Raw genomic sequence first — 25838 nt, 5'->3', positions numbered from 1 at the left:
ATGGGTCTGCGTTCATATCTCGACAGTATCGAGCACCACTTCGAAAAGGGTGGCAAGCACGAGAAGTGGTATGCCCTTTACGAGGCAGTGGATACCGCGCTCTACCGCCCGTCCAGCGTCACCCGCACCACCGCTCACGTGCGCGACGGTCTCGACCTCAAGCGCATGATGATCACGGTTTGGATGTGCACCTTTCCGGCGCTGTTCTTCGGCATGTGGAATATCGGCTTCCAGGCCAATACCATCTATGCCGCCAATCCCGATCTGCTCGCAGCTCAGGACGGCTGGCGGATGGCGCTGATCGCCGCTTTTGCCAGTTTTGACCCGGGCAGCGTATGGGACAACATGGTGCATGGCGCAGCGTATTTCCTGCCCATCTACCTGGTGACCTTCGTTGTCGGCGGTTTCTGGGAAGTGCTGTTCGCTTCGATCCGCCGCCATGAGGTGAATGAAGGCTTCTTCGTCACCTCGGTGCTGTTCGCGCTGATCTGCCCGCCGACCGTGCCGCTGTGGCAGGTTGCACTCGGCATCAGCTTCGGCGTCGTGATCGGCAAGGAAGTGTTCGGCGGAACGGGCAAGAACTTCCTCAACCCCGCACTGACCGGCCGTGCCTTCCTGTACTTTGCCTACCCGGCACAGCTGTCCGGCGATGCGGTATGGACGGCCGTCGATGGCTACACCGGCGCGACCCCGCTGTCGCTCGGCGCTGCAGGCGGGCTGGACCAGATCGTGGCCGGCGGCATTACCTGGATGGACGCCTTCCTCGGGCTGATCCACGGTTCGGTGGGCGAAACCAGCACGCTCGCCATCCTTATTGGCGGTGCGGTGCTGCTGATCATGAAGATCGCGTCGTGGCGCATCGTCGCCGGCGTGATGATCGGCATGATCGGCATGAGCCTGCTGTTCAACGGCATCGGCTCCACAAGCAACCCGATGTTCGGCCTGCCGTGGTACTGGCATCTGGTGGTTGGCGGCTTCGCCTTCGGCATGATCTTCATGGCAACCGATCCGGTGTCGGCGTCGATGACCAACACCGGGAAGTGGATTTTCGGTGCATTCATCGGGATCATGACCGTGCTCATCCGGGTGGTTAACCCGGCCTTCCCCGAGGGCATCATGCTGGCGATCCTTTTCGCCAACCTGTGTGCCCCGCTGATCGATCACTTCGTGGTCTCGGCCAATATCAAGCGGAGGTTGGCGCGCAATGTCCAGTAAGAAAGAATCGACAGGCCGCACGCTGTTCGTGGCGTTGGCGGTAAGTCTGGTGAGTTCGGTGTTCGTGGCGGGCGCGGCCGTGTCGCTGAAGCCGGTGCAAATCGAAAACCGCTTGCTCGACAAGCAGCGGAGCATTCTGGCGATTGCCGGTTTGGGTGATCCGAATCTGTCCGGGCGCGAGGTCAAGGAACTCTTTGCCAGCCGGGTCAGTGCGAAGGTCGTGGATCTCGAAAGTGGTGAGTATTCCACCGAGTTCAATCCTGCGATATTCGACCCGCTGAAGGCTGCGCGAGACCCAAAGCTCTCGGATGCACTGCCTGGTAACGAAGACATTGCACTGATCAAGCGCCGCGAGCGTTACACCACCGTTTATATGGTGGAGCAGGACGGCAAGCTCGAGTCGCTGATTCTGCCAGTGCGCGGATACGGCCTGTGGTCGACGCTGCACGGTTTCATGGCGGTGAAGGCCGATCTGAACACCGTGGTCGGTTTCGGCTTCTATCAGCATGCCGAAACGCCTGGCCTGGGAGGCGAGGTCGATAACCCGAACTGGAAGGCACTGTGGCCGGGGAAAACGCTGTTTGACGATGCTGGCAAGCCGATCATCCAGATCGTCAAGGGCGGTGTTGATCCGGCCAGTCCGTCTGCCGACCATCAGGTCGATGCCTTGGCTGGCGCCACGCTGACCAGCAACGGCGTTGATCGTCTGCTTCAATTCTGGCTGGGCGAGCAGGGCTTCGGTCCTTATCTTGCCAAGCTGCGTAACCAGGGGGTCTGAACATGTCCAAGCATACGGCCAAGGAAGTCCTGCTTAACCCGATCTTCAACAACAACCCGATCGGGCTGCAGATCCTCGGGATCTGCTCGGCCCTCGCGGTGACTTCGAATTTGCAGACGGCGTTGGTGATGTCAATCGCGCTTACGCTGGTGACCGCTTTCTCCAACCTGTTCATCTCGATGATCCGCAACCAGATCCCGAGCTCGATTCGCATGATCGTGCAGATGGTGATCATCGCTTCGCTGGTGATTCTGGTGGACCAGATCCTGAAGGCTTACGCCTTCAGTCTGTCCAAGCAGCTGTCGGTGTTCGTCGGTCTGATTATCACCAACTGTATCGTGATGGGCCGTGCGGAAGCGTTCGCCATGCAGAACCCGCCCTTCATGTCCTTTCTCGATGGTATCGGCAATGGCCTCGGTTACAGCGCCATGCTGATCGCGCTCGGCATTGTGCGGGAGCTCTTCGGTGCCGGAAAGCTGTTCGGTATCGAGATTCTTCCCCTGATCAAGGATGGTGGCTGGTATCTGCCTAATGGCTTGCTGCTGTTGCCGCCGTCGGCCTTCTTCCTGATCGGACTGTTCATCTGGGCCCTGCGTTCGTGGAAGAAGGATCAGGTCGAGGAGACGGCGTTCAAGATGGCGCCGCAAGTGATCAACAAGGAGGCTTACTGATATGGAGCATTACATCAGCCTCTTCGTGCGGGCGGTGTTCATCGAGAACATGGCGCTGTCCTTCTTCCTTGGCATGTGTACCTTCATTGCCATCTCGAAGAAGGTCGAAACCGCCATCGGTCTTGGTATTGCGGTGATCGTGGTGCAGGTGATCACCGTGCCGGCGAACAACCTGGTTCTGACCTATCTGCTGCGTGACGGAGCACTTGCCTGGGCGGGCTTGCCAGACGTCGATCTGTCCTTCCTGATCCTGCTGTCCTTCATCGGCATCATCGCGGCGATCGTGCAGGTGATCGAAATGCTGCTCGACAAGTACGTGCCCAGCCTCTACAACGCCCTGGGCGTGTTCCTGCCGCTGATCACCGTCAACTGCGCGATCATGGGTGGCGCACTGTTCATGGTCGAACGTGACTACAACCTGCCCGAAAGCGTGGTCTATGGCCTCGGTTCGGGTTTCTCGTGGGCGCTGGCCATCGCATTGCTCGCCGGCATCCGCGAAAAGCTGAAGTACAGCGATGTGCCCGAGGGTCTTCAGGGCCTGGGTATCACCTTCATCACCATTGGATTGATGTCGCTGGGCTTCATGTCTTTCTCCGGTGTGCAGCTCTAAGGACGGAATGAACGCATGAATACCGAAATCATCCTCGGCATCGGCATGTTCACTGGCATCGTGCTTGCGCTGGCCATGTTCATCATCTTTGCCCGCTCCAAACTGGTTGCCAGCGGCGATGTCACCATCGACGTCAATGGCGAGAAGAAAATCACCGTGCCGGCCGGTGGCAAATTGCTGCAGACCTTGGCCGAAAGCGGTCTGTTTCTGCCTTCTGCCTGCGGTGGAGGCGGTACCTGTGCGCAGTGCAAGTGCGTGGTCAAGGAAGGCGGCGGTTCGATGCTGCCGACCGAGGAGTCACACTTCACCAAGCGCGACGCCAAGGAAGGCTGGCGCCTGTCTTGCCAGACCCCGGTCAAGCAGGACATGAAGGTTGAGGTGCCCGAGGAAGTGTTCGGGGTGAAGAAGTGGGAATGCACGGTGGAGTCCAACCCCAACGTCGCCACGTTCATCAAGGAGCTCACCCTGCGTCTGCCCGAAGGCGAGAACGTCGAGTTTCGTGCCGGCGGTTATGTTCAGCTCGAGTGCCCGCCCCACGTGGTGAAGTACGCCGACTTCGACATCCAGCCCGAGTACCGCGGTGACTGGGACAAGTTCAACATGTGGCGCTTCGTGTCAAAGGTCGACGAGACCGTGATCCGTGCCTACTCGATGGCGAACTACCCGGAAGAGAAGGGCGTGGTGAAGTTCAACATCCGTGTTGCGTCGCCTCCGCCGGGGCGCGACGATATTCCGCCGGGCAAGATGTCGTCCTGGGTGTTCAACCTCAAGGAGGGCGACAAGGTCACCGTTTACGGCCCGTTTGGCGAGTTCTTTGCGCGTGAAACGGACAACGAGATGGTGTTCGTGGGTGGTGGCGCAGGCATGGCGCCGATGCGCTCGCACATCTTCGACCAGCTCAAGCGGCTGTCGAGCCAGCGCAAGATCAGTTTCTGGTACGGCGCGCGTTCGATGCGCGAGGCGTTCTACGTTGAAGAATTCGACAAGCTCGCGGAAGACAACCCCAACTTCACGTGGCATCTGGCGCTGTCCGATCCCTTGCCGGAAGACAACTGGACCGGATACACCGGCTTCATTCACAACGTGTTGTTCGAGAACTACCTCAAGGATCATCCGGCGCCTGAGGATTGCGAGTTCTACATGTGCGGACCTCCGATGATGAACGCAGCGGTGATCAAGACCCTGCTCGATCTCGGTGTCGAGCGCGAGAACATCATGCTCGATGATTTCGGCGGCTGATCGCTGCGCGTATCCGGGCCCGCAGTGGCCCGGCGCATCTGCAGAGCCCCCGTCTTCGGCCAGGTCCGGACGCGGGGGTTTTTCTATTCCGGCATTCCGCGCTAACCTGTCGGTTCCAACATACGGTGCAGAATGGTTGCCCGAAATACAAGAGGAAGACAGCATGGCCGGAACCGTATTGCTCGACGTCGCCGATGGCGTCGCTACCCTGACCCTTAACCGTCCTGCAGCACTGAATGCGTTGTCGGTGGAAATGATGCAGGATCTGGCGGCCGCAGCCCATGATCTGGCAGGACGCAAGGATGTTGCCGTTGTCGTGATTACGGGTGCGGGCGACCACTTCATGGCAGGCGGCGACCTGAAGGATTTCGCCAGCCACCTGCACCTCTCTCCGGAAGCGCGGCGCGCCACGTTCCGGGCCATGATCGAGCAGTACATCAACCCCACGGTAGAGGTGCTGCAAGGACTCGACCAGCCGGTGGTTGCCAAGGTACGTGGCGCCTGCGCTGGCTTTGGCCTGACCCTGATGATGGGATGCGACCTCGTCGTGAGTGCGGACAGCGCGGTGTTTACCACCGCCTATGCTGCGATCGGCTTGTCCGGCGACGGCGGCGCGTCGTACTTCCTGCCGCGTATCGTCGGCAGGAGGAAGGCGGCCGAACTGCTGTTGCTGGGGGAGCGCTTCGACGCCGCCGAGGCGCTCCGCCTTGGCCTGGTGACGCGCAGCGTGCCTGCCGACCTCCTCGATGCGGAAACCGCCAAGCTGTGCGCGCGTCTCAGGTCAGGCCCGCTGCAGACCTATGGCGAGATCAAGCGCCTGCTTGCGATGTCCCACGACAGCCAGCTCGAGTCCCAGTTGCACAGTGAGGCGCTGGCCTTCGGTCGGTGTGGTGGCAGTGATGACTTTGCCGAGGGTGTGACGGCTTTCCTCGAAAAGCGCAAGCCGGTGTTCAAGGGCGCCTGAGCGCCCCTGGCAGGGACGGCTGCAGCCAGCGGACCCGCCGCCCCCGCCGGCGGTGTTTCAGCGTGACAGGCGATAGGCCAGCAGTCCCACCCACTCGTGCACTGCAAACCAGGCCGCGTAAGCCGAGCCGGCACTGGGCAGGTTCGGCAGGACTTCGTCGTCGACAGGCTTGCCGATGGGGCGTGGTCCCAGCCATGCCGTCGGAGCAATGCTGACCTGCATCCCGGCCGCTTCGAATTCGGCGCGCGCACGGCGCATGTGCGCGGCGTGAGTGACCAGCACGATGCGAGTTACGCCGGAAGCCTTGAGCTGCCCGGCCGAGTAACGGGCATTCTGCCGGGTGTCGAGCGAGGAGGGTTCGGTCCACCGGACCCGAACGTCGAAGTCCTCCTCGAGGCTGCTTTTCATCAGGATCGCTTCGGGAATCTCACCGCTCGGTGCGCCCCCGCTCACCAGAATCGGCAAACCGGTCTGACGTGAAAGCCTGGCGCCGTAACGCAGACGTTCGAGGGTAATGCGATTGACGGTGTCACCACCGTATTCCGGTGCATTGCTCATGCGCCCGCCACCCAGAATGACGATCGCCTGGGCGTCGGTGGCTGCTGACAGCGACAGGGGCTGCCGCGGCTCGAGTGGTTCAAGCAGCAGGCCGACCGGCGCCGGCGTGATCAGCAACAGACCGCTGACCAGTCCTGTCCATACCAGCATTCGTCCGCTGCGCGGTCGCCGGCGGCCCATCAGCAGCCCGATCAGGATCAGTGCAAAGGGCATCAGCGGGGGCAGAATCAGTACCGAGATCAGCTTCTTGAGCCAGAACAGGGCAATCGCGGTGTCGAAATCCATTCGGGTTTGTCCTCTGGTGTCGTGCCCAGTATTATCAGGGCAATTCCATTCCCGCGGTTTCAAGCTCATGCCCATGCAGTGCCGGCTGGCGGTCTCCGTCCTTCCTGTCTCCGTTCTCCTGTTTCCCTGAATCATCATGGGATTTCGCCAACTCGTCTGGGCGCTGATTGCCGCACTGCTGATCTACGGCGCCTGGCAACTGCTGCGCGCCCTGGTTGCCGGACGCGGCCGCGCCGAAGCTGCGTCGCCGCCGGCGGCCGCTGCCTTGAAGGCCGATTCGATGGCTGCAGAAGATGCGGACGACGACGATGCGGATTTCAACTACGCACCCTTGCCGTCAGACGTCGTGGCGCCTGCTGCGCCTGCAGCGCCGCCGGCCCCCGAGGCGCCCGCCGCAGAGCGGCCCGATACCTTTGCGCTGGAACTTGAGTTGCAGCGCCTGCGGCGCGAAGTTGGCGCCTTGCGTGCGGCGCTTGACGTGCAGCAGGGCGAGATCGGCGCGCTGCACGAAACCGTGCAGCGCCTCGTTGATGCGCCGCCGGCGGATTCAAGCTCCCTGGAAGACAGCTCCGGCCAGAATGCCTCGCCGGAGTACAGCGAGGCGCTGGTGCTGGCGCGCCGGGGCTTGTCGGTGGAGGAGGTGGCTGCGCGCTGCGGCATCACCCGGGCGGAGGCGGAACTGGTCGTGTCGCTGGCTGCGCGCGGTGAGCCTGAGGGGGGCGCATGAGCACAATGACTGCAGATCAGATCCGCGTGCAGCGTAACCGTGCATTGAAGCGCGCCGGGCTGGCGAGCGGGGTCGCTGTGGCGCTGCTGCTTGTCGTGCTGATGTTCGAGGATGGTCGCACGCCTGAGTCCGCCCCGCCCACGATGGCGGTGCAGCCTCCGCCGGTCGCGCAGGCCATCGAGCCTGACGCGCCGGTCGAAAACACAGCCGTCGTGCCGGACGCCGGAGCGGCAGATCCCGCAGCCGCCGACGTCAAGCCGGAAGGCGAGCCATTGCCGCTGACGCAGGTCGAGGCAGCGTCAGCGCCGCCACCTGCCGAGAAGAAGGCATCCGTTCCGCTGGCAAATGGCTACCTGGTGCAACTGGGCGTCTTCGGCTCCATGGACAATGCTGACGGACTCCGCGCCGATGTGGCGGCAAGAGGGCTGCCAGCGCACGTCGAGGGCCGGGTCGTGGTCGGACCGTTTCCCGACAAGGCGGCTGCGGAAGCGGCGCGCGCGCGGCTGAAACGTGAGGGGCTGGCAAGCGGCATCGTGGTGCCCCCGCGCAAGAGCAAGTGAAGCCGGCAACAGCGCTGATTGCGGCCGGCAAATATATCGAAACAAGGGAGGAGAGACACATGAAGATCGAGAGCCCGGTGTTGGGCGTGTTTGAAGTATCCGACGACAAACTGATCGAGTTTCCGCAGGGTTTGCCCGGCTTCGAGGGGTGTCACCGTTTCGTGCTCGTGCATGAGGAGGGCGCCGAGGCAACCGTGTTCATGCTGCAAAGTGCGGACGACCCCGAAGTGGCGTTTTCCCTGACCGGGCCGGAGCAGTTCGGTATCAATTACGAATTCCCCCTGTCTGACGAAGAACTGGCCATCCTGAAGCTCGACCGGCCGGAGGACGCCCTTGTTGCCATCATCGTGCGCAAGGATGGGGACGACCCCGCGACGGCCGGCTTGCGTGCAAACTTCATGGCGCCGCTGGTGATCAACGTCGGCGCGCGCCGCGGCATGCAGAAGGTCATCAACAAGCTGGGTTGCGATATTCTGCTGCGCGCACAGGCGTAAGTGTCGAACGGCAGGCAGCGCCCACCCTCGGGGGCGCTGTCACCGTTAAGACCCAGGCACTGGCCGTCGCGTGAGCGCGGGCTTCGCGTTGCGATGCCCGCTGCCGCCAGCGCCCACGCCGAACCGGGGCTTCACCTGCTCTGCACAGGTTAGAATCCGCCTACACTCATCTTTTCAGGGATTCAGTCATGAGCCGTTCCATCGTTTCCACGCCCAGCGCACCCGCTGCCATCGGTACCTACTCGCAAGCGGTCAAGACCGGCAGCACCGTTTACTGCTCCGGTCAGATCGGGCTGGACCCGACGACGATGCAGATGGTCGAGGGCTTCGAGGCTCAAACCGTGCGTGTGTTCGAGAACCTCAAGGCGGTTGCCGAGGCTGCGGGCGGTTCGCTCGCCGACGCGGTCAAGCTCACGATCTATCTGACCGACCTGTCCAACTTCGCCACCGTAAACGAAGTCATGTCGCGCTACTTTGCCGAGCCCTATCCGGCGCGCGCAGCCGTCGGCGTCAAGGAATTGCCGCGCGGTGCGGTGGTCGAGGCCGACGCCATCCTCGTGCTGGGCTGAGCGACAGCAGCGCACGTGGGTTCGCGAGAACCGGGCGGGCGCTCTCCCGCGCAGGGTTGGCCGGGCGTTGGCGGGCAGTTGGCGGGGCGGTTGGCAAGGCTCGATCTCTATCGGCAGGAAGATCTCATCCTGCATCTGCCCTTGCGTTATGAAGACGAGACCCGGCTGACACCCATTGCCGACGCACGTCACGGCTTCCCGGCCCAGATCGAGGGCGAGGTCGTCTCCTGCGAAGTCACGCTCCGTCCGCGCCGGCAACTGGTTGCCCGCGTGCGCGACGCGTCCGGGACGCTGGTGGCGCGCTGGCTCAACTTTTACCCTTCGCAGCAGAAGCAGCTGTCCGTCGGGCGCAGCGTGCGCCTGTTCGGAGAAGTGCGCGGCGGCTTCTTTGGCGACGAGATGGTGCATCCGCGTCTGCGTCCGGTGGAGCCGGGCGAGGCGCTGCCGGATGCGCTGACGCCGGTCTATCCGACCACTGCCGGCGTCGGGCAGGCGACACTGCGCAAGCTGATCGACCTGGCGCTCCGCACCGTTGCGCTGGACGATCCGATTCCACCGGCGGTTTGCAGCCGCCTCGGTTTGCCGGGCTTTGCAGAGGCGGTGCGTGCCCTGCATCACCCCGCGCCCGATGCCGACCCCGCCGCACTGGAAAACCGGGAGCACCCGGCCTGGCGGCGGATCAAGTTCGAGGAGTTGCTGGTTCAGCAGTTGTCGCTGCGGCGGGCCTATAACGCACGCCGGGCGCTGGGCGCCGCAAGTCTGCCGCCACGCCGGCAGCTGACGCAGGCCTTGCTCAGCCAGCTCGCATTCAGCCTGACCGGTGCGCAGCAGCGTGCGGTTGCCGAGATCTCCGCCGATCTTGCCGCAGCGCACCCGATGCAGCGGCTGCTGCAGGGCGACGTCGGCAGCGGGAAGACGGTCGTTGCCGCGCTGGCGATGCTGCAGGCAGCCGAAAACGGCTGGCAGGCCGCGCTGATGGCGCCCACCGAGATCCTTGCCGAGCAGCACTACCGCAAACTGCACGACTGGCTGGCGCCGCTGGGCATCGAAGTGGCCTGGTTGTCGGGCAGTCGCAAGAAGCGCGAGCGCGAGGCGGAGCTTGCGCGTCTGCACGGCGGCGAGCTGCTGCTCGCAGTCGGCACCCATGCTTTGATCGAAGACCCGGTGGCAATGCCCAAGCTGGCGCTGGCCGTTGTAGACGAACAGCATCGCTTTGGTGTGCGCCAGCGTCTGGCCTTGCGCGAGAAGGGGCAGGCCGGGCAGCGTCCGCACATGCTGATGATGTCCGCCACGCCGATCCCGCGCACGTTGGCGATGACCCACTATGCCGATCTCGATGTCTCGGTGCTCGATGAACTGCCGCCGGGGCGCACGCCGATACGCACGCGTCTGGTCTCCGACGGCAGGCGTGACGAAGTGGTGGGCCGTGTCCGCGATGCTTGCCTCGGGGGGCGTCAGGCCTACTGGGTGTGCCCGCTGATCGAGGAGTCCGAGGCGCTGCAGTTGCAGACCGCGGTGGATACCTTCGAGATGCTGTCCGCCGACCTGCCCGAACTGAATGTCGGTCTAATTCACGGGCGTCTGAAAGCCGACGAGAAGGCGGCCACGATGGCCGCCTTTGCCGCCGGCGATCTGCAGGTGCTGGTGGCGACCACGGTGATCGAGGTTGGTGTCGACGTGCCCAATGCCAGCCTGATGGTGATCGAGCATGCGGAGCGTTTCGGCCTTGCGCAGTTGCACCAGTTGCGCGGCCGCGTCGGGCGCGGGACGGCGGAGTCGGTATGTATCCTGATCTACGCCCAGCCGCTGTCTGAAACCGCGCGGGCACGGCTGAAGGTGATCTACGAGCAGACGGACGGCTTCGCGATCGCCAGTGAGGACTTGCACATTCGCGGCCCGGGCGAGTTCGTCGGCGCGCGCCAGAGCGGCGTGCCGCTGTTGCGCTTCGCCAGTCTCGAAGAGGACGACGACCTGATCGAGCCGGCACGTGCGCTGGCCGAACGCATGCTGGCACGCGAACCGAAGCTCGCCGAGCGCCTGCTCACGCGCTGGGTGGGCGGACGCGAAGGCCTGCTGCGGGCCTGATCCGGGTAAAATGCGCGCTGCGCGAACCCGCTTTCAACCGATGACGCTAGCCGACCGACTCCCCCACTACGTTCGCCTGATGCGGCTCGACAAGCCCATCGGCACCCTGCTGCTGCTGTGGCCCACACTGTGGGCCCTGTGGCTCGCAGCCGACGGCGTGCCGCCGCTGCACATCCTGCTGATCTTCGCGCTCGGCACCTTGCTGATGCGCTCGGCCGGTTGCGTGATCAACGATTACGCCGACCGCGATTTCGATGGCCATGTCGAGCGCACCCGCATGCGACCGCTCGCCACCGGTGCGGTCAGCACCCGCGAGGCGCTGCTGCTTGCCGGCGGACTGGCGCTCCTCGCCTTCATGCTGGTCCTGCCCCTGCAGCCACTGGTGATCTGGTTGTCGGTGCCGGCGCTGTTTCTCGCCGGCAGCTATCCCTATACCAAGCGCTTTCTCGCCATCCCGCAGGCCTATCTCGGGATTGCCTTCGGCTTCGGCATCCCGATGGGGTTTGCTGCGATTCTTGGCGAAGTGCCGGTGGTGGCCTGGGTGATGCTGCTGGCCAACATTTTCTGGGCCGTGGCCTACGACACCGAATATGCAATGGTCGACCGCCCGGACGACCTCAAGATCGGTATCAAGACCTCCGCCATCACCTTCGGTCGCTTCGATGTGGCCGCGGTGATGCTGTGCTACGCCATCGCCCTGTGCCTGCTGGCCTGGGTAGGCGTGGCGATGGCGCGCGGGCCGGCGTTCTACCTTGGCCTGCTGGCTGCGGCTGGCATTGCGCTCTACCACTTCACCCTCATCCGTCATCGCGAACGTGCCGACTGCTTCAAGGCCTTTCGCCACAACAACTGGCTGGGCGCCGCGATTTTTTGCGGAGTCCTTGTCGACGACCTGCTGCGCCGGCTCTGACCCGGCAGCCCTGACCCGGAACTCACCATGCACTTCATGACCGCCCTCAAGGGCGCCTGGCAGCAGCGCAACAGCCTGCTGTGCGTCGGCCTCGACCCCGATCCCGCCCGGTTTCCCGCGCACCTGCAGGACAAGCCGGATGCGATCTTCGAGTTCTGCAAGCAGATCGTCGATGCCACCGCCGACCTCGCGTGCTGCTTCAAGCCGCAGATCGCCTACTTCGCCGCGCGCCGTGCCGAGGATCAGCTCGAAGCGCTGATCGACCACATTCACGCGCGTCACCCGGACACCCCCGTGGTGCTCGATGCCAAGCGCGGCGACATCGGCAGTACCGCCGAGCAATATGCAGTCGAGGCCTTCGAGCGCTTCCGTGCGGATGCGATCACGGTCAATCCCTACATGGGGCGCGACTCGGTCGATCCCTACCTTGCCTACCCTGACAAGGGCGTGATCCTGCTGTGCCGCACCTCGAATCCGGGTGGCTCCGACCTGCAGTTTCTCGATGTCGGTGGCGAAAAGCTTTACGAACGCGTGGCGCGTCTGGTTGCAGAAGACTGGAACGCGAGCGGCAACTGCGGTCTGGTGGTCGGCGCGACCTTCCCGGCCGAGATCGCGCGCGTGCGCGAACTGACGGGCGACATGCCCCTGCTGGTGCCAGGCATCGGTGCCCAGGGCGGCGACATTGCTGCCACCATGCAGGCCGGGCGCACTGCAGATGGTTGCGGACTGATGATCAACTCCTCGCGCGCGATCCTGTATGCGGGCAAGGGCGAGGACTTCGCTGCCGAAGCACGCAGGGTGGCGCTCGAAACGCGCGACGCCATCAACGCGCAGCGCTGATACGGACATGGCATGAAATACCACGACTTGCGCGACTTCATCACCCAGCTCGAGGCGCGCGGAGAGCTTAAGCGCATCAGCATCCCGGTCGACACCCATCTCGAAATGACCGAGATCGCCGACCGTGTGCTGCGCGCCGGCGGGCCGGCGCTGCTGTTCGAGAAACCGGTGACCCGCGGCGTACCCCAGGACATGCCGGTACTCGCCAACCTGTTCGGCACGCCCGAGCGGGTGGCTTACGGCATGGGCGAAGACCTCGACGCCGGGGACTGGCAGACGCCCTTGCGTGAAGTTGGCAAGCTGCTGGCCTTCCTCAAGGAACCGGAGCCACCGAAGGGCCTGAAGGACGCGTGGGAGAAGTGGCCGGTGCTCAAGCAGGTCATGAACATGTCGCCCAAGGAAGTGCGCTCCGCGCCGTGCCAGGAAGTGGTGTGGGAGGGCAAGGACGTCGACCTCGGTCGGCTGCCGATTCAGCACTGCTGGCCGGGCGACGCCGCACCGCTGATCACCTGGGGACTGGTGGTGACCCGCGGTCCGCACAAGAAGCGTCAGAATCTCGGCATTTACCGGCAGCAGGTGCTGGGGCCGAACCGCGTCATCATGCGCTGGCTGGCGCATCGTGGCGGGGCGCTCGATTTTCGCGAGCACAAACTGGCGCACCCGGGCGAGCCCTTTCCCGTTGCAGTGGTGCTCGGCTGCGATCCGGCCACCATCCTCGGCGCGGTGACGCCGGTGCCGGATGCGATTTCCGAGTACCAGTTTGCCGGTCTGCTGCGCGGCTCGAAAACCGAACTGGTGCGCTGCGTCGGCTCCGACCTGCAGGTGCCGGCCTCGGCCGAGATCGTGCTCGAGGGCGTGATCCACCCGGACGACATGGCGCCGGAAGGGCCGTACGGCGACCACACCGGCTACTACAACGAGGTCTCCGACTTCCCGGTGTTCACTGTCGAGCGCATCAGCATGCGGCGCAAGCCGATCTATCACTCGACCTACACCGGCAAGCCGCCCGACGAGCCGGCCATGCTCGGACTTGCGCTGAACGAGGTCTTCGTCCCGCTGCTGCAGAAGCAGTATCCGGAGATCACCGATTTCTATCTGCCGCCCGAGGGCTGCTCCTATCGCCTCGCAGTGGTGTCGATCCGCAAGCAGTACCCGGGGCACGCCAAGCGCGTGATGTTCGGGATCTGGAGCTTCCTGCGCCAGTTCATGTACACCAAGTTCATCATCGTGGTGGACGATGACGTCAATATCCGCGAGTGGAAGGAAGTCATCTGGGCGCTGACCACACGGATGGATGCCACCCGTGACACCACGCTGGTGGACAACACCCCGATCGACTACCTTGACTTCGCTTCACCGGTCGCCGGGCTGGGCAGCAAGATGGGGCTGGATGCAACGAACAAGTGGGAAGGTGAAACGAACCGCGAATGGGGGCGTCCGATTGTCATGGACGACGCGGTCAAGCAGCGCGTCGACGCGATGTGGCCCGAACTTGGCCTGTGATGCCCTGAAAACTAACGCATGACGCAAGGATGACCTGATGGCGCAATCCGATTACACCGCAGCACCGCTACAGCCCGGGCAGCCGACTGAAAATCTGGTCACGCTCACGCACCTGATCTACGCCCTGCACGCCTTTGCGGTCTTCACCGGGGTGGTCGGCTCGGCCACGATTCTTGGCAGCTTCATTGCCAGCGTGCCGTCGATCGCGGCCGTAATCATCAACTACGTGAAGCAGAGCGCCGTACGCGATACCTGGCTCGAAAGCCATTTCCGCTGGCAGATCCGCACTTTCTGGTTTGCCGTGCTGTGGGTGATGGTGGCGGTCGTGATGATCATGACCATCATTGGCCTGCCCTTCGGCCTGCTGGCGCTTGGGGTCACCAGTCTGTGGGTGCTGTACCGCGTGGTGCGGGGCTGGTGGGCGCTTTCACAGCGGGAATCCCTGCCGATGGACTGAAGCCGTGCGCCGGGTTGCGGCGCAACGGTCTGCTCCATCAATTCAACGACCACCGGCCCAGACCCATTCGAGCAGGGCGTCCTGTGCTGCCCGCGTGCTGGCGGCTTCCGCATGATTGACCAGCATCACGACGACATGGCGCCGTCCGTCGTGGTCGAGCACATAGCCCGCAATGGCACGCACACCGTTGATGGTGCCGGTCTTGATGTGCGCCTGGCCGCGGGCAGGGCTGCCGACAAGTCTCTTGCGTGCCGTACCGTCCTCGCCGGCAATCGGCAGTGCGGCTATGAACTCGGCCATCCAGGGGCGCTGCCAGGCGGCGATCAGCAACTGACCCAGCGTATCCGCGCGAACGCGTTCGATTCGCGACAGGCCGGCTCCGTTCTCGATCACCAGGCCGGCAGTCTGCACGCCCGCAGCCGCCAGTTGCGCAGTGGCGAGCTGCGCACCCGCTGCAACCATGTCCGGCGCGCCGTCCGCGTTGGTGCTGCCGAGGTTTGCAAGGAGCTGGCGGGCGATGACGTTGCTCGACCACTTGTTCATGTCACGCACGATTTCGGCGAGCGCGGCCGAGTCGTCGACGAGCTGCGTACGGGCCTCGCGCGGTGCCGAGCCGGTGCGCACCTGTCCCTGCAGCTGTCCGCCGACTTCCTGCCACAGGCCGGCAATCGTTGCAGTGCTGAAGTCCTCGGGCGGGAGGGGGGCGGCGCTCCAGTTGCGTGGTCCGCAGCTGGCCGGAAGGCTGCCGCTCAGGATCAGACGCGGGCCGGGCTCGATGCGGGCCTCGAGGTCGCGGTACCACACGCCGCAGCTGGCCCCCGACGTCTGCAGGCGGTTGTCGATGACGACGCCGTTGAGTGGCGGCTCGCTGGCCACCGTGACTGCATCGTTGGGGCCAATGCCTGGAAAAAGCGCGAGCTGAAGGGTGTTGAAGTGCAGCAACAGGCCGTAGGGGCCGCTGTTGTACGGGCGAAGCCCGCGCCCGTCGAATGCATCCGGATCGTGCGCCGGGAGCCTGAGCACGGAGCCGTCGAGCACGATATCGCCGGTGATCGTGTCGACGCCGAGCGCACGCAGCCGCCTGAGCAGCTTCCACGCCCGTTCATAGCTCAGCACCGGATCGCCGCCGCCAACGATGTAGAGATCGCCCTGCAACACGCCATTGCGCACCGCGCCGGTGCTTGAGATCCGGGTTTGCCAGGTATGGGAGGGGCCGAAGTACTCCAGACTGGTGAAAGCCGTCACCAGCTTCATGACCGAGGCCGGGTTCATCGGCTGATCGCCATTGATCGCAAGTGCTGGTGTGCCTGAATCCACGGCCTGTACCCAGATGCCAACCGCGTCCGCCGGTACTCGGGCCTGATCGAGCGCCTGCCGGACACTGGACGGGAGCGTCTCTTCACCTGCCGCTCGCGCATCGACTGCGCTCAGCAGGCAGGCAAGAACAAGGCTCAGGATGACAAAAGGGCGTGGTTTCGAAGCGGTGCTTGCTGACATTGGATAGAGGCGTGCTGCGGTGCAGGGTAATTCGGAGTTAGAATGATCGTTCGATTAATTCGCGGCTACAGGACATCATTCTAGTAGCCCGCTTTGGACTGGGTGTGGATCAATGAGCGGATTTGGGCATTTCGCCCGGACAGCACTGGAGCTTGAACGCGAGATATTCAAGCGCGGGTTGTTGATTGGCCTTGACTGGCAGGACCCGGCGACAATGCGCGCGCTGGCGCATGAGGCACTGACGTGCACCACAGACTGCCGTCTGGGCTTGCTGCGCAACCATGATGCGAAGGCGCGGGGCAGGGGGGAGCTGTTTGCGCTCTCGGAAATGATGCTCGACACGATGCGTCAGAGCGCTCAGGTCGGTGTGCACACCCAAGGCGGCCCGGCCTGGAAGGCGTTCGGGCGTGCCTTGTACGAAGAGTCGGCACGCCTGGAAGCCGGCTCTTCGAAATGAGCGTTCGCGTGGCGAGCGCCCAGTCAGCATGCTTCAGCTCAGGACCTGCTCCAGGGCGAAGAGCGATTCGATGGTTTCGCGCTGGCGCACAAGGTGCAGCTTGTCGCCATCGACGATGACTTCCGCTGCCCTGCCGCGCGTGTTGTAGTTCGAGCTCATGGTCATGCCATAGGCGCCAGCTGACAACAGCGCGATCAGGTCACCCTCTTCGATTGCAAGTTCGCGCTGGCGGGCAAGGAAGTCGCCGCTTTCGCAGATCGGGCCGACAACGTCGTAACTTTGGGCGGACCGGTCGCGTTCGATCACTGCAACTGTCTCGTGATAGGCATCGTATAGCGCCGGGCGCGCGAGGTCGTTCATTGCTGCATCGACGATGGCGAAGTTCTTTTCCTCTCCCGGCTTCAGGTACTCAACCCGGGTGAGAAGCAGTCCCGCGTTACCCACCAAGGAGCGGCCCGGTTCGAAGCACAGCTCCTCGGCGCGGCCTTCGAAAACCTTCAGCAGCGGGGCGAGGTAGTCCGCGACCGCTGGCGGTGTCTCGTCGTCATAGCGGATGCCGAGGCCGCCGCCAAGATCGATATGATCGAGGCGGATGCCTTCGGCAGCGAGCTGATCGACAAGTCCGAGTACCTTTGCCGCCGCTTCGGCCATCGGTGCGGGGTCAAGCAGTTGCGAGCCGATATGGCAGGCAATGCCGCTGACCTCAAGATTTGGCAGGGAGGCGGCACGACGATAGAGGTCGAGTGCTTCGTCGAAGGCGACGCCAAACTTGTTGCTCTTCAGCCCGGTGGAAATGTAGGGGTGAGTCTTGGGGTCGACGTCCGGATTCACCCGCAGGGCGATCGGTGCGAACATGCCGAGCTGCGCTGCAACGTCGTTGAGCCGGTCAAGTTCGGTTGCCGACTCGACGTTGAAGCAACGGATGCCGGCTTCGAGTGCCTGGCGCATCTCTGCGCGTGTCTTGCCGACGCCGGAGAACACCACCTTGGCCGGATCGCCACCGGCGGCGATGACGCGGGCAAGCTCTCCACCGGAGACGATGTCGAAACCGGCGCCCAGTGCGGCAAACACCGACAGCACGCCGAGGTTGGAGTTGGCCTTGACTGCGTAGCACACCAGCGCAGGACGTCCCTGCAGGGCATTGCGATAGGCTTCGAAGGCGCTAACCAGTGCAGCGCGTGAATAGACGTAGACCGGTGTGCCGAAGCGCTCGGCGACGGTCGTCAGGGCCACGTCCTCGAGGATCAGCTCGCCTTGCTCGCGGTGCAGGGTCGGGATGGGGAAGGTCTCGCTCATCTGCTTGTGGTCGGAATCGAGGCGGGATTGAAATCGGGTTTGCTATTATTGCCAGCCGCCTTTTCGGTGTTGCCGGACTGTTCTGCCTGAGGCTTTTCGGGCAAAAAGAGCGGCCCTTTGATGCCGCAGGCGGACAGGAGCAGTGCGCTGATCAGCGCTACCGCGGGAATCATCGCTCGCATGGCCGTTCTTCGATAAAAAACGGAATGCTAACAGAAGGAGTCGGCATGGAAGAATCCGCATTCAATGCTCTGGCAGAAGCCGAGCTGGCAAAAATCGAGTCTGCACTTGAAGCGTGCGGGGTGGACATGGATATCGAGCTCAAGCCGGGAGGCATTCTTGAGCTGGAGTTCGACAACGGCAGCAAGGTCATCATCAACCGTCACACCGCTGCACGGGAGATTTGGGTGGCAGCGAAATCCGGCGGCTTTCACTTTCGTCCGGAGAACGGAGGCTGGGTCGCCGGGCGCGATGGGGCAGAGCTGTATGCGCTGCTCTCCCGAGTTGTCAGCGAACAGTCGGGAGAGCAGGTGGTATTGAGCGCCAGCGCCTGATCAGCGTCGTATCGGCGTCGGCATGCGATCGACGACCGGGGCCGGCGGCTGCATTTGTGGCACCGGCCGGGGGGCGGGCTTGGGCGCTGGCGCCACAGGCGGAATTGCCTCTTCGGGGGCTTCGAGAGCCGGGGTGTGGCTCGAGAAGAGTTGCTCCAGCCAGTCGGGTTCGGGCTTCAGCGCCGGGGGCTCGTTCTCGGCATAGTGGAAGTCCTCCAAGCTGCCGTCGGCCACGGGTGCGCTCAGCAGGCCCTCGGGGCGCGCGAGCGACTTTTCCGGTACGCCCTTGAGTGCTGCGCGCATGTAGTTGATCCAGATCGGCAGTGCGGCTGCGCCGCCGGTTTCTCCACGCCCCATGTTCTTTGGCTGCGAGAAACCCATCCAGGAGATGGCGACAAGATTCGGGCTGTAGCCGCAGAACCAGGCGTCGAGGTAGTCGTTGGTCGTGCCCGTCTTGCCGGCAATGTCGCCACGATTGAGGCTGCGTGCGCGTGCGCCCGTTCCGCGCCGGACGACGTCCTGCAGCATCGAATCCATCAGCCACGCATTGCGGGGGTCGATGACACGCGGCGCACTCTCACCCGCCACCGGTGGGTCGATCTTTGCGATCAGCTTGCCATTGCCATCGTGGATTTCCTTCACGATGTAAGGATCGATCCTGTAGCCGCCGTTGGCAAACACGGAGTACGCGGTTGCCATCTCCCACGGGGTGGCCGATCCGGCGCCCAGCGCCATGGTCAGATAGGGCGGGTTGCGTGCGGGATCGAAGCCGAACCGGCCAATGTAGTCCTGCGCATAGTCAGGTGTGATGTTCTGCAGCAGCCGGATCGACGCCATGTTCTTTGAACGTGCGAGCGCTTCGCGCAGCGTCATCAGTCCGGCGAACTTGCCGTCATAGTTCTTCGGTTCCCACGCCTGGCTGCCGGTGACGCCCGCGGGGAAATAGAGCGGTTCGTCCTCGATCAGCGTTCCCGGGGAGTATCCGCGCTCCAGGCCTGCCGAATAGATGAAGGGCTTGAAGCTTGAGCCCGGCTGGCGCTGTGCCTGGGTGACGTGGTTGTACTTGTTGCTGTTGAAATCGAAGCCGCCAACAAGCGCACGTACTGCCCCGGTATGCGGGTCTACAGAGACCAGTGCGGCCTCTACCTCAGGCAATTGCACGATTTCCCAGCCCTGCTTTTCCGTGCTGCGGATGCGGATCACTGCGCCGCGACGGACGCGCCGGCCTTGTGGCGACTTCTCACTGAGCATCGGCGCAGCAAAGCGCAGCCCGTCGCCCGTAATGTCATAGGTTTCGCCGCGGCGGAACACTTTGACGCCCGAAGGCGACGCTTCGAGAACGACTGCGGCAAGCAGGTCATCGTGATCGCTGGAGTCGGCGAGGATGTCGTCCAGCGCTTCACCATCTGCGCCCTGGGGAAGCTCAACGAAGCGCTCGGGGCCACGATAGCCGTGGCGGCGATCGTAATCCATCACCCCCTTGCGCAGCGCGGCATAAGCCGCTTCCTGATCGTCGCGGGTGATGGTCGTGACGATCTTGATGCCGAGCTGGTAGGCCTCCTCGCCAAACTGTTCGACCGCAATCTGACGTGCCATCTCGGCAACGTAGTCGCCATGCATCGGGGTGCTGTTGCCGCCGTTGCGCGCCACGCTGCCTGTCTGAGTGCGCAGTGGCTCCTTGAGCGCCTTCTGATAGCTCGCGTTGTCGCTGAACCCGGCTTCGACCATCCGGCGCAGTACATAGTGCTGACGCAGGGTTGCACGAGAAGGGTTGGCGATTGGATTGTATGCGGACGGGGCCTTTGGAAGACCCGCAAGCATTGCGGCCTCGGCGAGGCTGATCTCGCTCAGCGGCTTGCCGAAATAGGCGCGGGCGGCAGCGGAGAAGCCGTAGGCGCGCTGCCCGAGGTAGATCTGGTTGATGTACAACTCCAGAATCTGGTCCTTGCTCAGATTGCGTTCAATCTTCAGCGCCAGCAGGATCTCGTAGAGCTTGCGGTTGTAGGTTTTTTCGCGCGACAGGAAAAAGTTACGCGCGACCTGCATCGTGATGGTTGACGCACCTTGGCCGCGTCCGCCTGAGGTAAGGTTTGCCAGCGCCGCACGGGCGATGCCAATCGGGTCGATGCCGGGGTGCTCATAGAAGCGTTCATCCTCAGCGGCAAGAATCGCGTGCTTAAGAATGGGCGGAACGTCTTCGATCTTCACGACTGAGCGGCGTTCCTCGCCGAATTCGCTGATAAGATGGCCGTCGGCAGTGTAGATGCGGAGCGGGACCCGGGGGCGGTAGTCAGTCAGCACTTCCAGTGAAGGCAGGTTGGGCCAGGCCAGGATGGAAATTGCTGCCAGCGTCGCGAGCCCGAGTGTCACCAGGGCCGTGAGTGCGGCGACGGGGTAGAGAACCCAGCGCATTTATTTGTCCGGGAAAGTGGAATAGGCGCGCATTATATAAGGCGAAAACTGCGGACGCCTCCTTGCGGGGCCGTTGATGCAAATTGATGCAAATTGCTTTACACCTCGTGCGCTTGTTGCTAGGATTTGAGAGCCTTATTCAGCATTGGCGCCTAACATAAAGAAATTTAAGGGTTTTCTTTGTGATTGACTTCTCAATATTCGGTTCGAAGGCGCGACAGCTCGCAGGGCTGGATATCTCTTCTTCATCCGTGAAGATGGTGGAGCTCGTCGAGAGTGAGAAAGGCGGTTTTCGCGTTGAACGTTACGCGATCGAGCCCCTGCCCCGCGAAGCTGTGGTTGATGGCAATATCGCCAACCTCGATGCTGTCACTGAAGGTGTCAAGCGCCTCGTTAGGCGTTTCGGCCCGGGTGTGAAGAACGTGGCCATGGCCTTGCCTGCTTCGTCAGTCATCACCAAGAAAATCATTCTCCCGGACGGTCTGCGCGAGCAGGAAATGGAGCTCCAGGTCGAATCCGAGGCCAATCAGTACATTCCGTTTGCGCTCGACGAGGTCAATCTCGACTTTCAGGTGGTTGGACCGGCCGGAGGTAGCCCCGGCGAAGTAGAGGTGCTGATTGCCGCGTCGCGCAAGGAAAAGGTCGAAGACCGTGTTGCTGTCGCGCAGGCTTGTGGCCTGAAGGCGGTAGTGCTCGACGTCGAGTCGCTCGCGACTGAGTCCTCTTTTGAGTTGGTTAGTCGTCAATTGCCTGGCGGTGGCGCGGGGAAGGTGGTCGCCCTGATCGATATCGGCGCGTCGGCCATGAACGTGTCTGTACTTCGTGATGGCCATCAGGTCTACTCAAGAGAACAGGCGTTTGGCGGCATCCAGCTAACCCAGGATATTGCGCGCCAGTATGGGATGAGTATTGAAGAGGCCGAGGCCGCCAAGCGCTCTGGCAGTCTCCCGGATGATTATGCGCGAGATCTTCTGCGCCCGTTCATGGACAGTCTTGCGCTTGAGGTTTCGCGCGCATTGCAGTTCTTCTTCACTTCGACGCAGTACAACCAGGTCGACCATCTAGTCCTTGCTGGCGGTTGCGCGGTCATGCCGGGTCTCGCCGAAGTCGTGGGTGGCCGGACTCAGGTCGAGACCATTGTGGCCAACCCCTTTGCGGGGATGGCGCTGTCCTCGAAGGTCCGTCCCAAGAATCTGCTGGCTGATGCGCCGTCGTTGATGGTCGCATGTGGGCTGGCTTTGCGGAGATTCGACGCATGATCCGGATCAATCTGCTGCCCCATCGCGAAGAAAAGCGAAAGGAGCGGCGTCAGCAGTTTTACACGCTCTCGGGTGCCATGGTGTTGCTCGGTGCAGCGATTGCTCTGCTGGTGCACACAATTTACGCAGGGTACATCGAGCGCCAGGAAACCAAGAACGCGTTCATCAAGGCGGAAATCGTGAAGCTCGACGAAGAGATCGTTGAGATTCGACGTCTTCGCGAGCAGATTGACTCGCTCTTGGCGCGCAAGCAGGTTATTGAGTCTCTGCAGAGCAGTCGGGCCGAAACGGTGCATCTGTTCAACGAGTTGGCGCGCAAGATGCCAAACGGGGTGTATCTCAAGTCGGTGAAGCAGGCAGCGCAGCAAGTCACGCTTGTTGGTTACGCGCAGTCGAACGCGCGGGTTTCGACGCTGATGCGCAGCCTTGACGAATCTCCTTTCCTGCAGAACCCGGGATTGGTTGAGGTCAAATCGGCCACCGTGAATAATCGCAGGGTCAGCGAGTTCATCTTGAATATCGGTATTGCACCCCCGTCGGCAGAGAATGCGCAGGCCGCGCAGGGAGGCGCTCAATGACGTCAAAAGATGTGCTTTCCGGGCTGCGCAGCATTGATTTTCAGCGCCTGCAGCAAGATTTTCAGAATCTGGATCCGAACGATCCGGGGGTATGGCCGCTTGCGCCACGCGTCGCGGTCTTTGTCTTCCTGTTCGTGGCAACCATTGCCGCCGCCTGGTGGTTCGACTGGAGTGATCAGGGCATTCTGCTGGAGCAGCGCGAGGCCGAAGAGCAGCAATTGCGCCAGGATTGGCTGGGCAAGAAGCGGCTTGCGGTCAACCTCGACGAGCACAAGCGTCAACTTGCCGAGATTGACCGGCAGTTTGGCGCACTGCTGAAGCAGTTGCCCAATCGCGCGGAAATGGATTCGCTGTTGTCGGACATCAACCAGGCTGGGCTTGGACGTGGTCTGCTGTTCGAGCTTTTCAAGCCGGGCAGCGATCAGGTGAAGGAGTTCTACGCCGAGATGCCCATTGAAATCAGGGTGACTGGCGGGTATCACGATCTCGGCGAGTTTGCGAGTGATGTTGCCCGCATGCCGCGGATCGTCACGCTGAACAACATCTCGCTCGATGCTGCTGCGGAAGGGCGCCTGAAGCTGGATGCCAAGGCCACCACCTATCGATATCTGGACGAAGAAGAGGTGGCTCAGAAGCGACAGGCAGCCAAGGCTGCGCAGGGGAAGAAATGATGAGGAAATTTTTGCTTCTCATCAGCTGCATTGCACTCACCGGCTGTGCGGACGACCAGGAAGACATTCAGTCGTGGATGGCAGAGCAGTCTGCAGGGATGCGGGGGGTGGTCAAGCCGCTGCCTGAAATCAAGGTGTTTTCCGTTGTCGATTACGCAGGCGCTGCGCTCATTGAGCCTTTCAAGGCGTCGCGGATTGAGCCTGAGCGCAAGAATGGCGGTGGTGGGTTGCGTCCGGATCCCGATCGCCGGCGTGAGCCACTCGAAGCGTATCCGCTGGAAAGTCTGCGCATGGTGGGTATTCTGACCCAGGACAACGTGTCGCAGGCCCTGATACAGGCGGACAAGTCGCTCTATCGTGTCAAGGCAGGAAATTATCTCGGGCAGGATTATGGCGTGATTACTGCAGTGACCGATTCGTCGGTCGAATTGCGTGAGCTGGTAGAGGATGTGAATGGTGACTGGGTTGAGCGCGCCAGTTCGCTGCAGTTGCAGGAGCGGCAGGAGGCCGGAAAATGAAGATTAGAATCGGAACGGTGCTGCTCGCAGCGATGGTCGCAGTACTTACGCCCATGGGTGCGGCCTTTGCACAGGAATCGGGCGCGTCCCAAGTGGCGTCCAACCGCATCGAAGCGCTGGAGGTTGCCGAGCAGGGCGGGGCGATCTATGTCAAGCTCGTGATGAAGGAGCCGCTTGCTGCGCCACCTGCAAGTTTCAGTGTCGCAAATCCGGCGCGGATTGCCTTTGATTTTCCGGCAACGGCGAATGCGCTCGGGCGCAACGTTCAGGCGATCGAGCGCGGGGATCTTCGCAGTGCCAATATTGTCCAGGCCGGTGAGCGCACCCGCCTGGTGCTCAATCTGGTGAAGATGTCGCCCTATGAGACCCGGATCGAGGGACGCGACGTCATCATCGCGCTTACGCCGGTCAATGTTCAATCCAACCAAACTGTTGGCGAACAGGCGTATGCGAACTTCGCGACGGCAAATCCGGCGATCAGTGGCGGAAAGAGCGTCCGCGACATCAACTTCCGGCGCGGCAGGGATGGGGAGGGGCGTGTTCTTGTTCAGCTCTCCAGTGCTGACACTGGGATCGACATCCGCCAGCAAGGTGGCAACCTCGTCGTCGAGTTTCTCAAGACGACGCTGCCTGAGCATCTGCGTCGCAAGTCAGATGTGACCGATTTTGCGACACCGATTACGGGGATGGTTGCGCAACAGCAGGGCGACAACGTCCGTCTCGTGGTGACTCCGAACGGGTTGTGGGAGCACAACGCGTATCAAAGTGACGATCAGTTCGTGCTTGAGGTGAAGCGCGTTATCGAAGATCCGAACAAGCTGGTTCAGGGGACGCGTGGTCAGTATCAGGGCGAGAAGCTGTCGCTCAACTTCCAGAACATTGATGTGCGCTCGGTGCTGCAGGTCATTGCCGACTTCACGAACTTCAACATCATCACCTCGGACTCCGTTCAGGGCAACCTGACGCTGCGGCTCAAGGATGTTCCGTGGGATCAGGCGCTGGACATCATTCTTCAGGCCAAGGGTCTGGACATGCGTAAGAGTGGCAACGTGATCTGGATTGCACCGGGTGACGAGCTCGCCGCGCGCGAAAAGCTCCAGCTCGAAGCCAAGGCACAGATCAGTGATCTTGAGCCGCTGCAGACGGAGAGCTTCCAGATCAACTACCACAAGGCAAAGGAAATCTTCGATTTCCTGAAGAGCAAGGATCAGACGATGCTCTCCAAGCGTGGCAGCGTCGTCGTTGATGAGCGTAGCAACAAGGTCTTTGTGACGGATGTAGGCTCGAAGCTCGCCACATTGCGCAAGCTGGTGGGAGAGATCGATGTAGCGCCCAAGCAGGTCTTGATCGAGGCGCGGATTGTAGAGGCGTCCAAGACGTTTTCGAGAGATATTGGCGTGCGGCTGGGTCTTGGCAGCAACACGGCGGTGAATCTGGGGGGCGGAGCAAAGCTTGGGTTCGGGTCCTCGTCTGTGGGTACGACAACGAACACCTTTACGCCAGGATTGACCCAGAGTGGAACCGGGTATCTGCCGTCAGGTTACGGCTCAGTCAATCTCAGTCTTTTCAACAGTTCGCTTACCCGATTCCTGAACCTCGAACTGCAGGCGCTGGAGTCCGACGGTCGTGGGCGTGTGATCTCCAGTCCGCGGATCCTGACCGCGAATCAGGTTGAGGCGTCGATCGAGCAGGGTACCGAGATTCCCTACCTTGAGGCGAGCAGCTCTGGTTCAACGAGTGTGTCGTTCAAGAAGGCTGTGCTTTCACTCAAGGTCAAGCCGCAGATCACGCCCGACGGGCGTCTGCAGCTGGCAATTCAGGTCAACAAGGACCGTCCGGCTTACGAGGATGCGCTCCTCAATGTGCCGCCGATCGAGACCAAGAACATCAAGAGTGAGGTCCTGGTCGAGAATGGCGGAACGGTCGTGATCGGCGGAATCTATCTGGAAGAGGAAACCAAGGGTGTTGATCGCGTGCCCTTCCTCGGCGAGCTCCCTGTCGTGGGCGGATTGTTCAGAAGTACCAACACGGTGTCTGAGCGAAGCGAGCTGCTGATCTTCGTGACGCCGCGAATCGTGTCGGATTCGCTGACGCTCAGATAAGCCGGTTCGGCTGCTGCTACAATTCGGGG

27 protein-coding genes are annotated in these 25838 nt (G+C 62.4%); 22 read left to right on the top strand and 5 right to left on the bottom strand.

The window, feature by feature from the left end; all coding sequences use genetic code 11:
- The 6 genes from CEW83_RS12615 (at position 1) to CEW83_RS12590 (ending at position 5477) form a co-directional block, all read left to right on the top strand.
- The gene (locus CEW83_RS12615) at positions 1-1215 is read left to right on the top strand and encodes an NADH:ubiquinone reductase (Na(+)-transporting) subunit B (RefSeq protein ID WP_108949659.1); all 1215 of its coding nucleotides are present in this window, start codon (positions 1-3) and stop codon (positions 1213-1215) included.
- Positions 1205-1993, top strand: coding sequence for a Na(+)-translocating NADH-quinone reductase subunit C (locus CEW83_RS12610; RefSeq protein WP_108949658.1), 789 nt, complete (start codon positions 1205-1207; stop codon positions 1991-1993). Before CEW83_RS12615 ends, CEW83_RS12610 begins: the two co-directional genes overlap by 11 nt.
- 2 nt (positions 1994-1995) lie before the next feature.
- Positions 1996-2664 (top strand): NADH:ubiquinone reductase (Na(+)-transporting) subunit D, encoded by a 669-nt coding sequence (locus CEW83_RS12605; protein ID WP_108949657.1) that lies wholly within the window; start codon positions 1996-1998, stop codon positions 2662-2664.
- 1 nt (position 2665) lies between these two features.
- A complete protein-coding gene (nqrE, locus tag CEW83_RS12600; RefSeq protein ID WP_108949656.1) occupies positions 2666-3274 on the top strand; it encodes an NADH:ubiquinone reductase (Na(+)-transporting) subunit E in 609 nt (202 codons plus the stop codon).
- Positions 3275-3289: 15 nt separating this feature from the next.
- Entirely contained in the window at positions 3290-4513 is a 1224-nt protein-coding gene (nqrF, locus tag CEW83_RS12595) for an NADH:ubiquinone reductase (Na(+)-transporting) subunit F (protein WP_108949655.1), read from the top strand.
- A 163-nt stretch (positions 4514-4676) separates the two neighbouring features.
- Complete coding sequence (locus CEW83_RS12590) at positions 4677-5477, top strand: enoyl-CoA hydratase (RefSeq protein ID WP_108949654.1); 801 nt, start codon at positions 4677-4679, stop codon at positions 5475-5477.
- Between the two features lie 57 nt (positions 5478-5534).
- On the opposite strand, the gene CEW83_RS12585 is transcribed toward CEW83_RS12590, so the two are convergent.
- On the bottom strand, positions 5535-6320 hold the full coding sequence (locus tag CEW83_RS12585; protein WP_108949653.1) for a YdcF family protein: 786 nt from the start codon (positions 6318-6320) through the stop codon (positions 5535-5537).
- A gap of 136 nt (positions 6321-6456) precedes the next feature.
- Between CEW83_RS12585 and CEW83_RS12580 the strand changes: the two genes are divergently transcribed.
- From CEW83_RS12580 to CEW83_RS12540, 9 genes are all read left to right on the top strand, one after another.
- A complete protein-coding gene (locus CEW83_RS12580) occupies positions 6457-7047 on the top strand; it encodes a DUF2802 domain-containing protein (protein WP_108949652.1) in 591 nt (196 codons plus the stop codon).
- A complete protein-coding gene (locus CEW83_RS12575; RefSeq protein WP_108949651.1) occupies positions 7044-7607 on the top strand; it encodes an SPOR domain-containing protein in 564 nt (187 codons plus the stop codon). The genes CEW83_RS12580 and CEW83_RS12575 overlap by 4 nt, the downstream gene beginning before the upstream one ends.
- A gap of 59 nt (positions 7608-7666) precedes the next feature.
- Positions 7667-8101 (top strand): flagellar assembly protein FliW, encoded by a 435-nt coding sequence (fliW, locus tag CEW83_RS12570; protein WP_108951383.1) that lies wholly within the window; start codon positions 7667-7669, stop codon positions 8099-8101.
- Positions 8102-8289: 188 nt separating this feature from the next.
- Positions 8290-8670, top strand: coding sequence for a RidA family protein (locus CEW83_RS12565; RefSeq protein ID WP_108949650.1), 381 nt, complete (start codon positions 8290-8292; stop codon positions 8668-8670).
- Positions 8671-8685: 15 nt separating this feature from the next.
- Complete coding sequence (gene recG, locus CEW83_RS12560; protein WP_108949649.1) at positions 8686-10755, top strand: ATP-dependent DNA helicase RecG; 2070 nt, start codon at positions 8686-8688, stop codon at positions 10753-10755.
- 40 nt (positions 10756-10795) lie between these two features.
- Positions 10796-11665, top strand: coding sequence for a 4-hydroxybenzoate octaprenyltransferase (gene ubiA / locus CEW83_RS12555; RefSeq protein ID WP_108949648.1), 870 nt, complete (start codon positions 10796-10798; stop codon positions 11663-11665).
- Between the two features lie 27 nt (positions 11666-11692).
- Positions 11693-12505, top strand: a complete 813-nt coding sequence (pyrF, locus tag CEW83_RS12550; protein WP_108949647.1) for an orotidine-5'-phosphate decarboxylase — start codon at positions 11693-11695, stop codon at positions 12503-12505.
- 12 nt (positions 12506-12517) lie between these two features.
- Complete coding sequence (ubiD, locus tag CEW83_RS12545; RefSeq protein WP_108949646.1) at positions 12518-14008, top strand: 4-hydroxy-3-polyprenylbenzoate decarboxylase; 1491 nt, start codon at positions 12518-12520, stop codon at positions 14006-14008.
- A gap of 37 nt (positions 14009-14045) precedes the next feature.
- Positions 14046-14465, top strand: coding sequence for a DUF4870 family protein (locus CEW83_RS12540; RefSeq protein ID WP_108949645.1), 420 nt, complete (start codon positions 14046-14048; stop codon positions 14463-14465).
- Between the two features lie 42 nt (positions 14466-14507).
- Here CEW83_RS12540 and dacB read toward each other — a convergent pair whose 3' ends face one another.
- A complete protein-coding gene (gene dacB / locus CEW83_RS12535; RefSeq protein ID WP_108949644.1) occupies positions 14508-15962 on the bottom strand; it encodes a D-alanyl-D-alanine carboxypeptidase/D-alanyl-D-alanine-endopeptidase in 1455 nt (484 codons plus the stop codon).
- A 112-nt stretch (positions 15963-16074) separates the two neighbouring features.
- Here dacB and CEW83_RS12530 point away from each other — a divergent pair, with 112 nt between their 5' ends.
- Positions 16075-16419 (top strand): hypothetical protein, encoded by a 345-nt coding sequence (locus CEW83_RS12530; protein ID WP_108949643.1) that lies wholly within the window; start codon positions 16075-16077, stop codon positions 16417-16419.
- A 33-nt stretch (positions 16420-16452) separates the two neighbouring features.
- On the opposite strand, the gene lysA is transcribed toward CEW83_RS12530, so the two are convergent.
- Positions 16453-17715: a diaminopimelate decarboxylase gene (lysA, locus tag CEW83_RS12525; RefSeq protein WP_108949642.1), complete on the bottom strand. Its 1263-nt coding sequence runs from the start codon at positions 17713-17715 to the stop codon at positions 16453-16455.
- Positions 17712-17897, bottom strand: a complete 186-nt coding sequence (gene lptM, locus CEW83_RS12520; protein ID WP_108949641.1) for an LPS translocon maturation chaperone LptM — start codon at positions 17895-17897, stop codon at positions 17712-17714. Before lptM ends, lysA begins: the two co-directional genes overlap by 4 nt.
- 45 nt (positions 17898-17942) lie before the next feature.
- Here lptM and cyaY point away from each other — a divergent pair, with 45 nt between their 5' ends.
- Positions 17943-18269 carry an iron donor protein CyaY gene (gene cyaY, locus CEW83_RS12515; protein WP_108949640.1) on the top strand — a complete coding sequence of 109 codons (327 nt, stop codon included), beginning with the start codon at positions 17943-17945 and terminating at the stop codon, positions 18267-18269.
- On the opposite strand, the gene CEW83_RS12510 is transcribed toward cyaY, so the two are convergent.
- Complete coding sequence (locus CEW83_RS12510; protein ID WP_108949639.1) at positions 18270-20681, bottom strand: penicillin-binding protein 1A; 2412 nt, start codon at positions 20679-20681, stop codon at positions 18270-18272. It abuts the gene before it with no gap.
- Between the two features lie 182 nt (positions 20682-20863).
- Between CEW83_RS12510 and CEW83_RS12505 the strand changes: the two genes are divergently transcribed.
- The 5 genes from CEW83_RS12505 to pilQ are packed head-to-tail and all read left to right on the top strand — an operon-like array spanning position 20864 to position 25809.
- A complete protein-coding gene (locus CEW83_RS12505; protein ID WP_108949638.1) occupies positions 20864-21940 on the top strand; it encodes a pilus assembly protein PilM in 1077 nt (358 codons plus the stop codon).
- The gene (locus CEW83_RS12500; protein WP_108949637.1) at positions 21937-22518 is read left to right on the top strand and encodes a PilN domain-containing protein; all 582 of its coding nucleotides are present in this window, start codon (positions 21937-21939) and stop codon (positions 22516-22518) included. The genes CEW83_RS12505 and CEW83_RS12500 overlap by 4 nt, the downstream gene beginning before the upstream one ends.
- Positions 22515-23189 carry a type 4a pilus biogenesis protein PilO gene (locus tag CEW83_RS12495; RefSeq protein ID WP_108949636.1) on the top strand — a complete coding sequence of 225 codons (675 nt, stop codon included), beginning with the start codon at positions 22515-22517 and terminating at the stop codon, positions 23187-23189. Before CEW83_RS12500 ends, CEW83_RS12495 begins: the two co-directional genes overlap by 4 nt.
- On the top strand, positions 23189-23707 hold the full coding sequence (locus CEW83_RS12490) for a pilus assembly protein PilP (RefSeq protein WP_199915110.1): 519 nt from the start codon (positions 23189-23191) through the stop codon (positions 23705-23707). The genes CEW83_RS12495 and CEW83_RS12490 overlap by 1 nt, the downstream gene beginning before the upstream one ends.
- Entirely contained in the window at positions 23704-25809 is a 2106-nt protein-coding gene (pilQ, locus tag CEW83_RS12485) for a type IV pilus secretin PilQ (protein ID WP_108949634.1), read from the top strand. Before CEW83_RS12490 ends, pilQ begins: the two co-directional genes overlap by 4 nt.
- The last annotated feature ends 29 nt before the right edge of the window (positions 25810-25838 follow it).

It is taken from the genome of Parazoarcus communis (assembly GCF_003111645.1).
GTDB lineage: Bacteria > Pseudomonadota > Gammaproteobacteria > Burkholderiales > Rhodocyclaceae > Parazoarcus > Parazoarcus communis_A.
This window is presented reverse-complemented; position numbering and strand designations above follow the sequence as displayed.

What these genes read in the sequence shown, in the direction of transcription:
- CEW83_RS12590 (WP_108949654.1), top strand. Translation starts at nt 4,677, where the DNA reads ATGGCCGGAACCGTATTGCTCGACGTCGCCGATGGCGTCGCTACCCTG.
- pilQ (WP_108949634.1), top strand. Translation starts at nt 23,704, where the DNA reads ATGAAGATTAGAATCGGAACGGTGCTGCTCGCAGCGATGGTCGCAGTA.
- CEW83_RS12585 (WP_108949653.1), bottom strand. Translation starts at nt 6,320, where the DNA reads ATGGATTTCGACACCGCGATTGCCCTGTTCTGGCTCAAGAAGCTGATC.
- CEW83_RS12605 (WP_108949657.1), top strand. Translation starts at nt 1,996, where the DNA reads ATGTCCAAGCATACGGCCAAGGAAGTCCTGCTTAACCCGATCTTCAAC.
- CEW83_RS12565 (WP_108949650.1), top strand. Translation starts at nt 8,290, where the DNA reads ATGAGCCGTTCCATCGTTTCCACGCCCAGCGCACCCGCTGCCATCGGT.
- ubiA (WP_108949648.1), top strand. Translation starts at nt 10,796, where the DNA reads ATGACGCTAGCCGACCGACTCCCCCACTACGTTCGCCTGATGCGGCTC.
- dacB (WP_108949644.1), bottom strand. Translation starts at nt 15,962, where the DNA reads ATGTCAGCAAGCACCGCTTCGAAACCACGCCCTTTTGTCATCCTGAGC.
- CEW83_RS12615 (WP_108949659.1), top strand. Translation starts at nt 1, where the DNA reads ATGGGTCTGCGTTCATATCTCGACAGTATCGAGCACCACTTCGAAAAG.
- nqrF (WP_108949655.1), top strand. Translation starts at nt 3,290, where the DNA reads ATGAATACCGAAATCATCCTCGGCATCGGCATGTTCACTGGCATCGTG.
- CEW83_RS12610 (WP_108949658.1), top strand. Translation starts at nt 1,205, where the DNA reads ATGTCCAGTAAGAAAGAATCGACAGGCCGCACGCTGTTCGTGGCGTTG.
- CEW83_RS12495 (WP_108949636.1), top strand. Translation starts at nt 22,515, where the DNA reads ATGACGTCAAAAGATGTGCTTTCCGGGCTGCGCAGCATTGATTTTCAG.
- CEW83_RS12575 (WP_108949651.1), top strand. Translation starts at nt 7,044, where the DNA reads ATGAGCACAATGACTGCAGATCAGATCCGCGTGCAGCGTAACCGTGCA.
- ubiD (WP_108949646.1), top strand. Translation starts at nt 12,518, where the DNA reads ATGAAATACCACGACTTGCGCGACTTCATCACCCAGCTCGAGGCGCGC.
- cyaY (WP_108949640.1), top strand. Translation starts at nt 17,943, where the DNA reads ATGGAAGAATCCGCATTCAATGCTCTGGCAGAAGCCGAGCTGGCAAAA.
- CEW83_RS12500 (WP_108949637.1), top strand. Translation starts at nt 21,937, where the DNA reads ATGATCCGGATCAATCTGCTGCCCCATCGCGAAGAAAAGCGAAAGGAG.
- pyrF (WP_108949647.1), top strand. Translation starts at nt 11,693, where the DNA reads ATGCACTTCATGACCGCCCTCAAGGGCGCCTGGCAGCAGCGCAACAGC.
- lysA (WP_108949642.1), bottom strand. Translation starts at nt 17,715, where the DNA reads ATGAGCGAGACCTTCCCCATCCCGACCCTGCACCGCGAGCAAGGCGAG.
- CEW83_RS12510 (WP_108949639.1), bottom strand. Translation starts at nt 20,681, where the DNA reads ATGCGCTGGGTTCTCTACCCCGTCGCCGCACTCACGGCCCTGGTGACA.
- fliW (WP_108951383.1), top strand. Translation starts at nt 7,667, where the DNA reads ATGAAGATCGAGAGCCCGGTGTTGGGCGTGTTTGAAGTATCCGACGAC.
- CEW83_RS12490 (WP_199915110.1), top strand. Translation starts at nt 23,189, where the DNA reads ATGAGGAAATTTTTGCTTCTCATCAGCTGCATTGCACTCACCGGCTGT.
- CEW83_RS12530 (WP_108949643.1), top strand. Translation starts at nt 16,075, where the DNA reads ATGAGCGGATTTGGGCATTTCGCCCGGACAGCACTGGAGCTTGAACGC.
- CEW83_RS12580 (WP_108949652.1), top strand. Translation starts at nt 6,457, where the DNA reads ATGGGATTTCGCCAACTCGTCTGGGCGCTGATTGCCGCACTGCTGATC.
- lptM (WP_108949641.1), bottom strand. Translation starts at nt 17,897, where the DNA reads ATGCGAGCGATGATTCCCGCGGTAGCGCTGATCAGCGCACTGCTCCTG.
- CEW83_RS12540 (WP_108949645.1), top strand. Translation starts at nt 14,046, where the DNA reads ATGGCGCAATCCGATTACACCGCAGCACCGCTACAGCCCGGGCAGCCG.
- nqrE (WP_108949656.1), top strand. Translation starts at nt 2,666, where the DNA reads ATGGAGCATTACATCAGCCTCTTCGTGCGGGCGGTGTTCATCGAGAAC.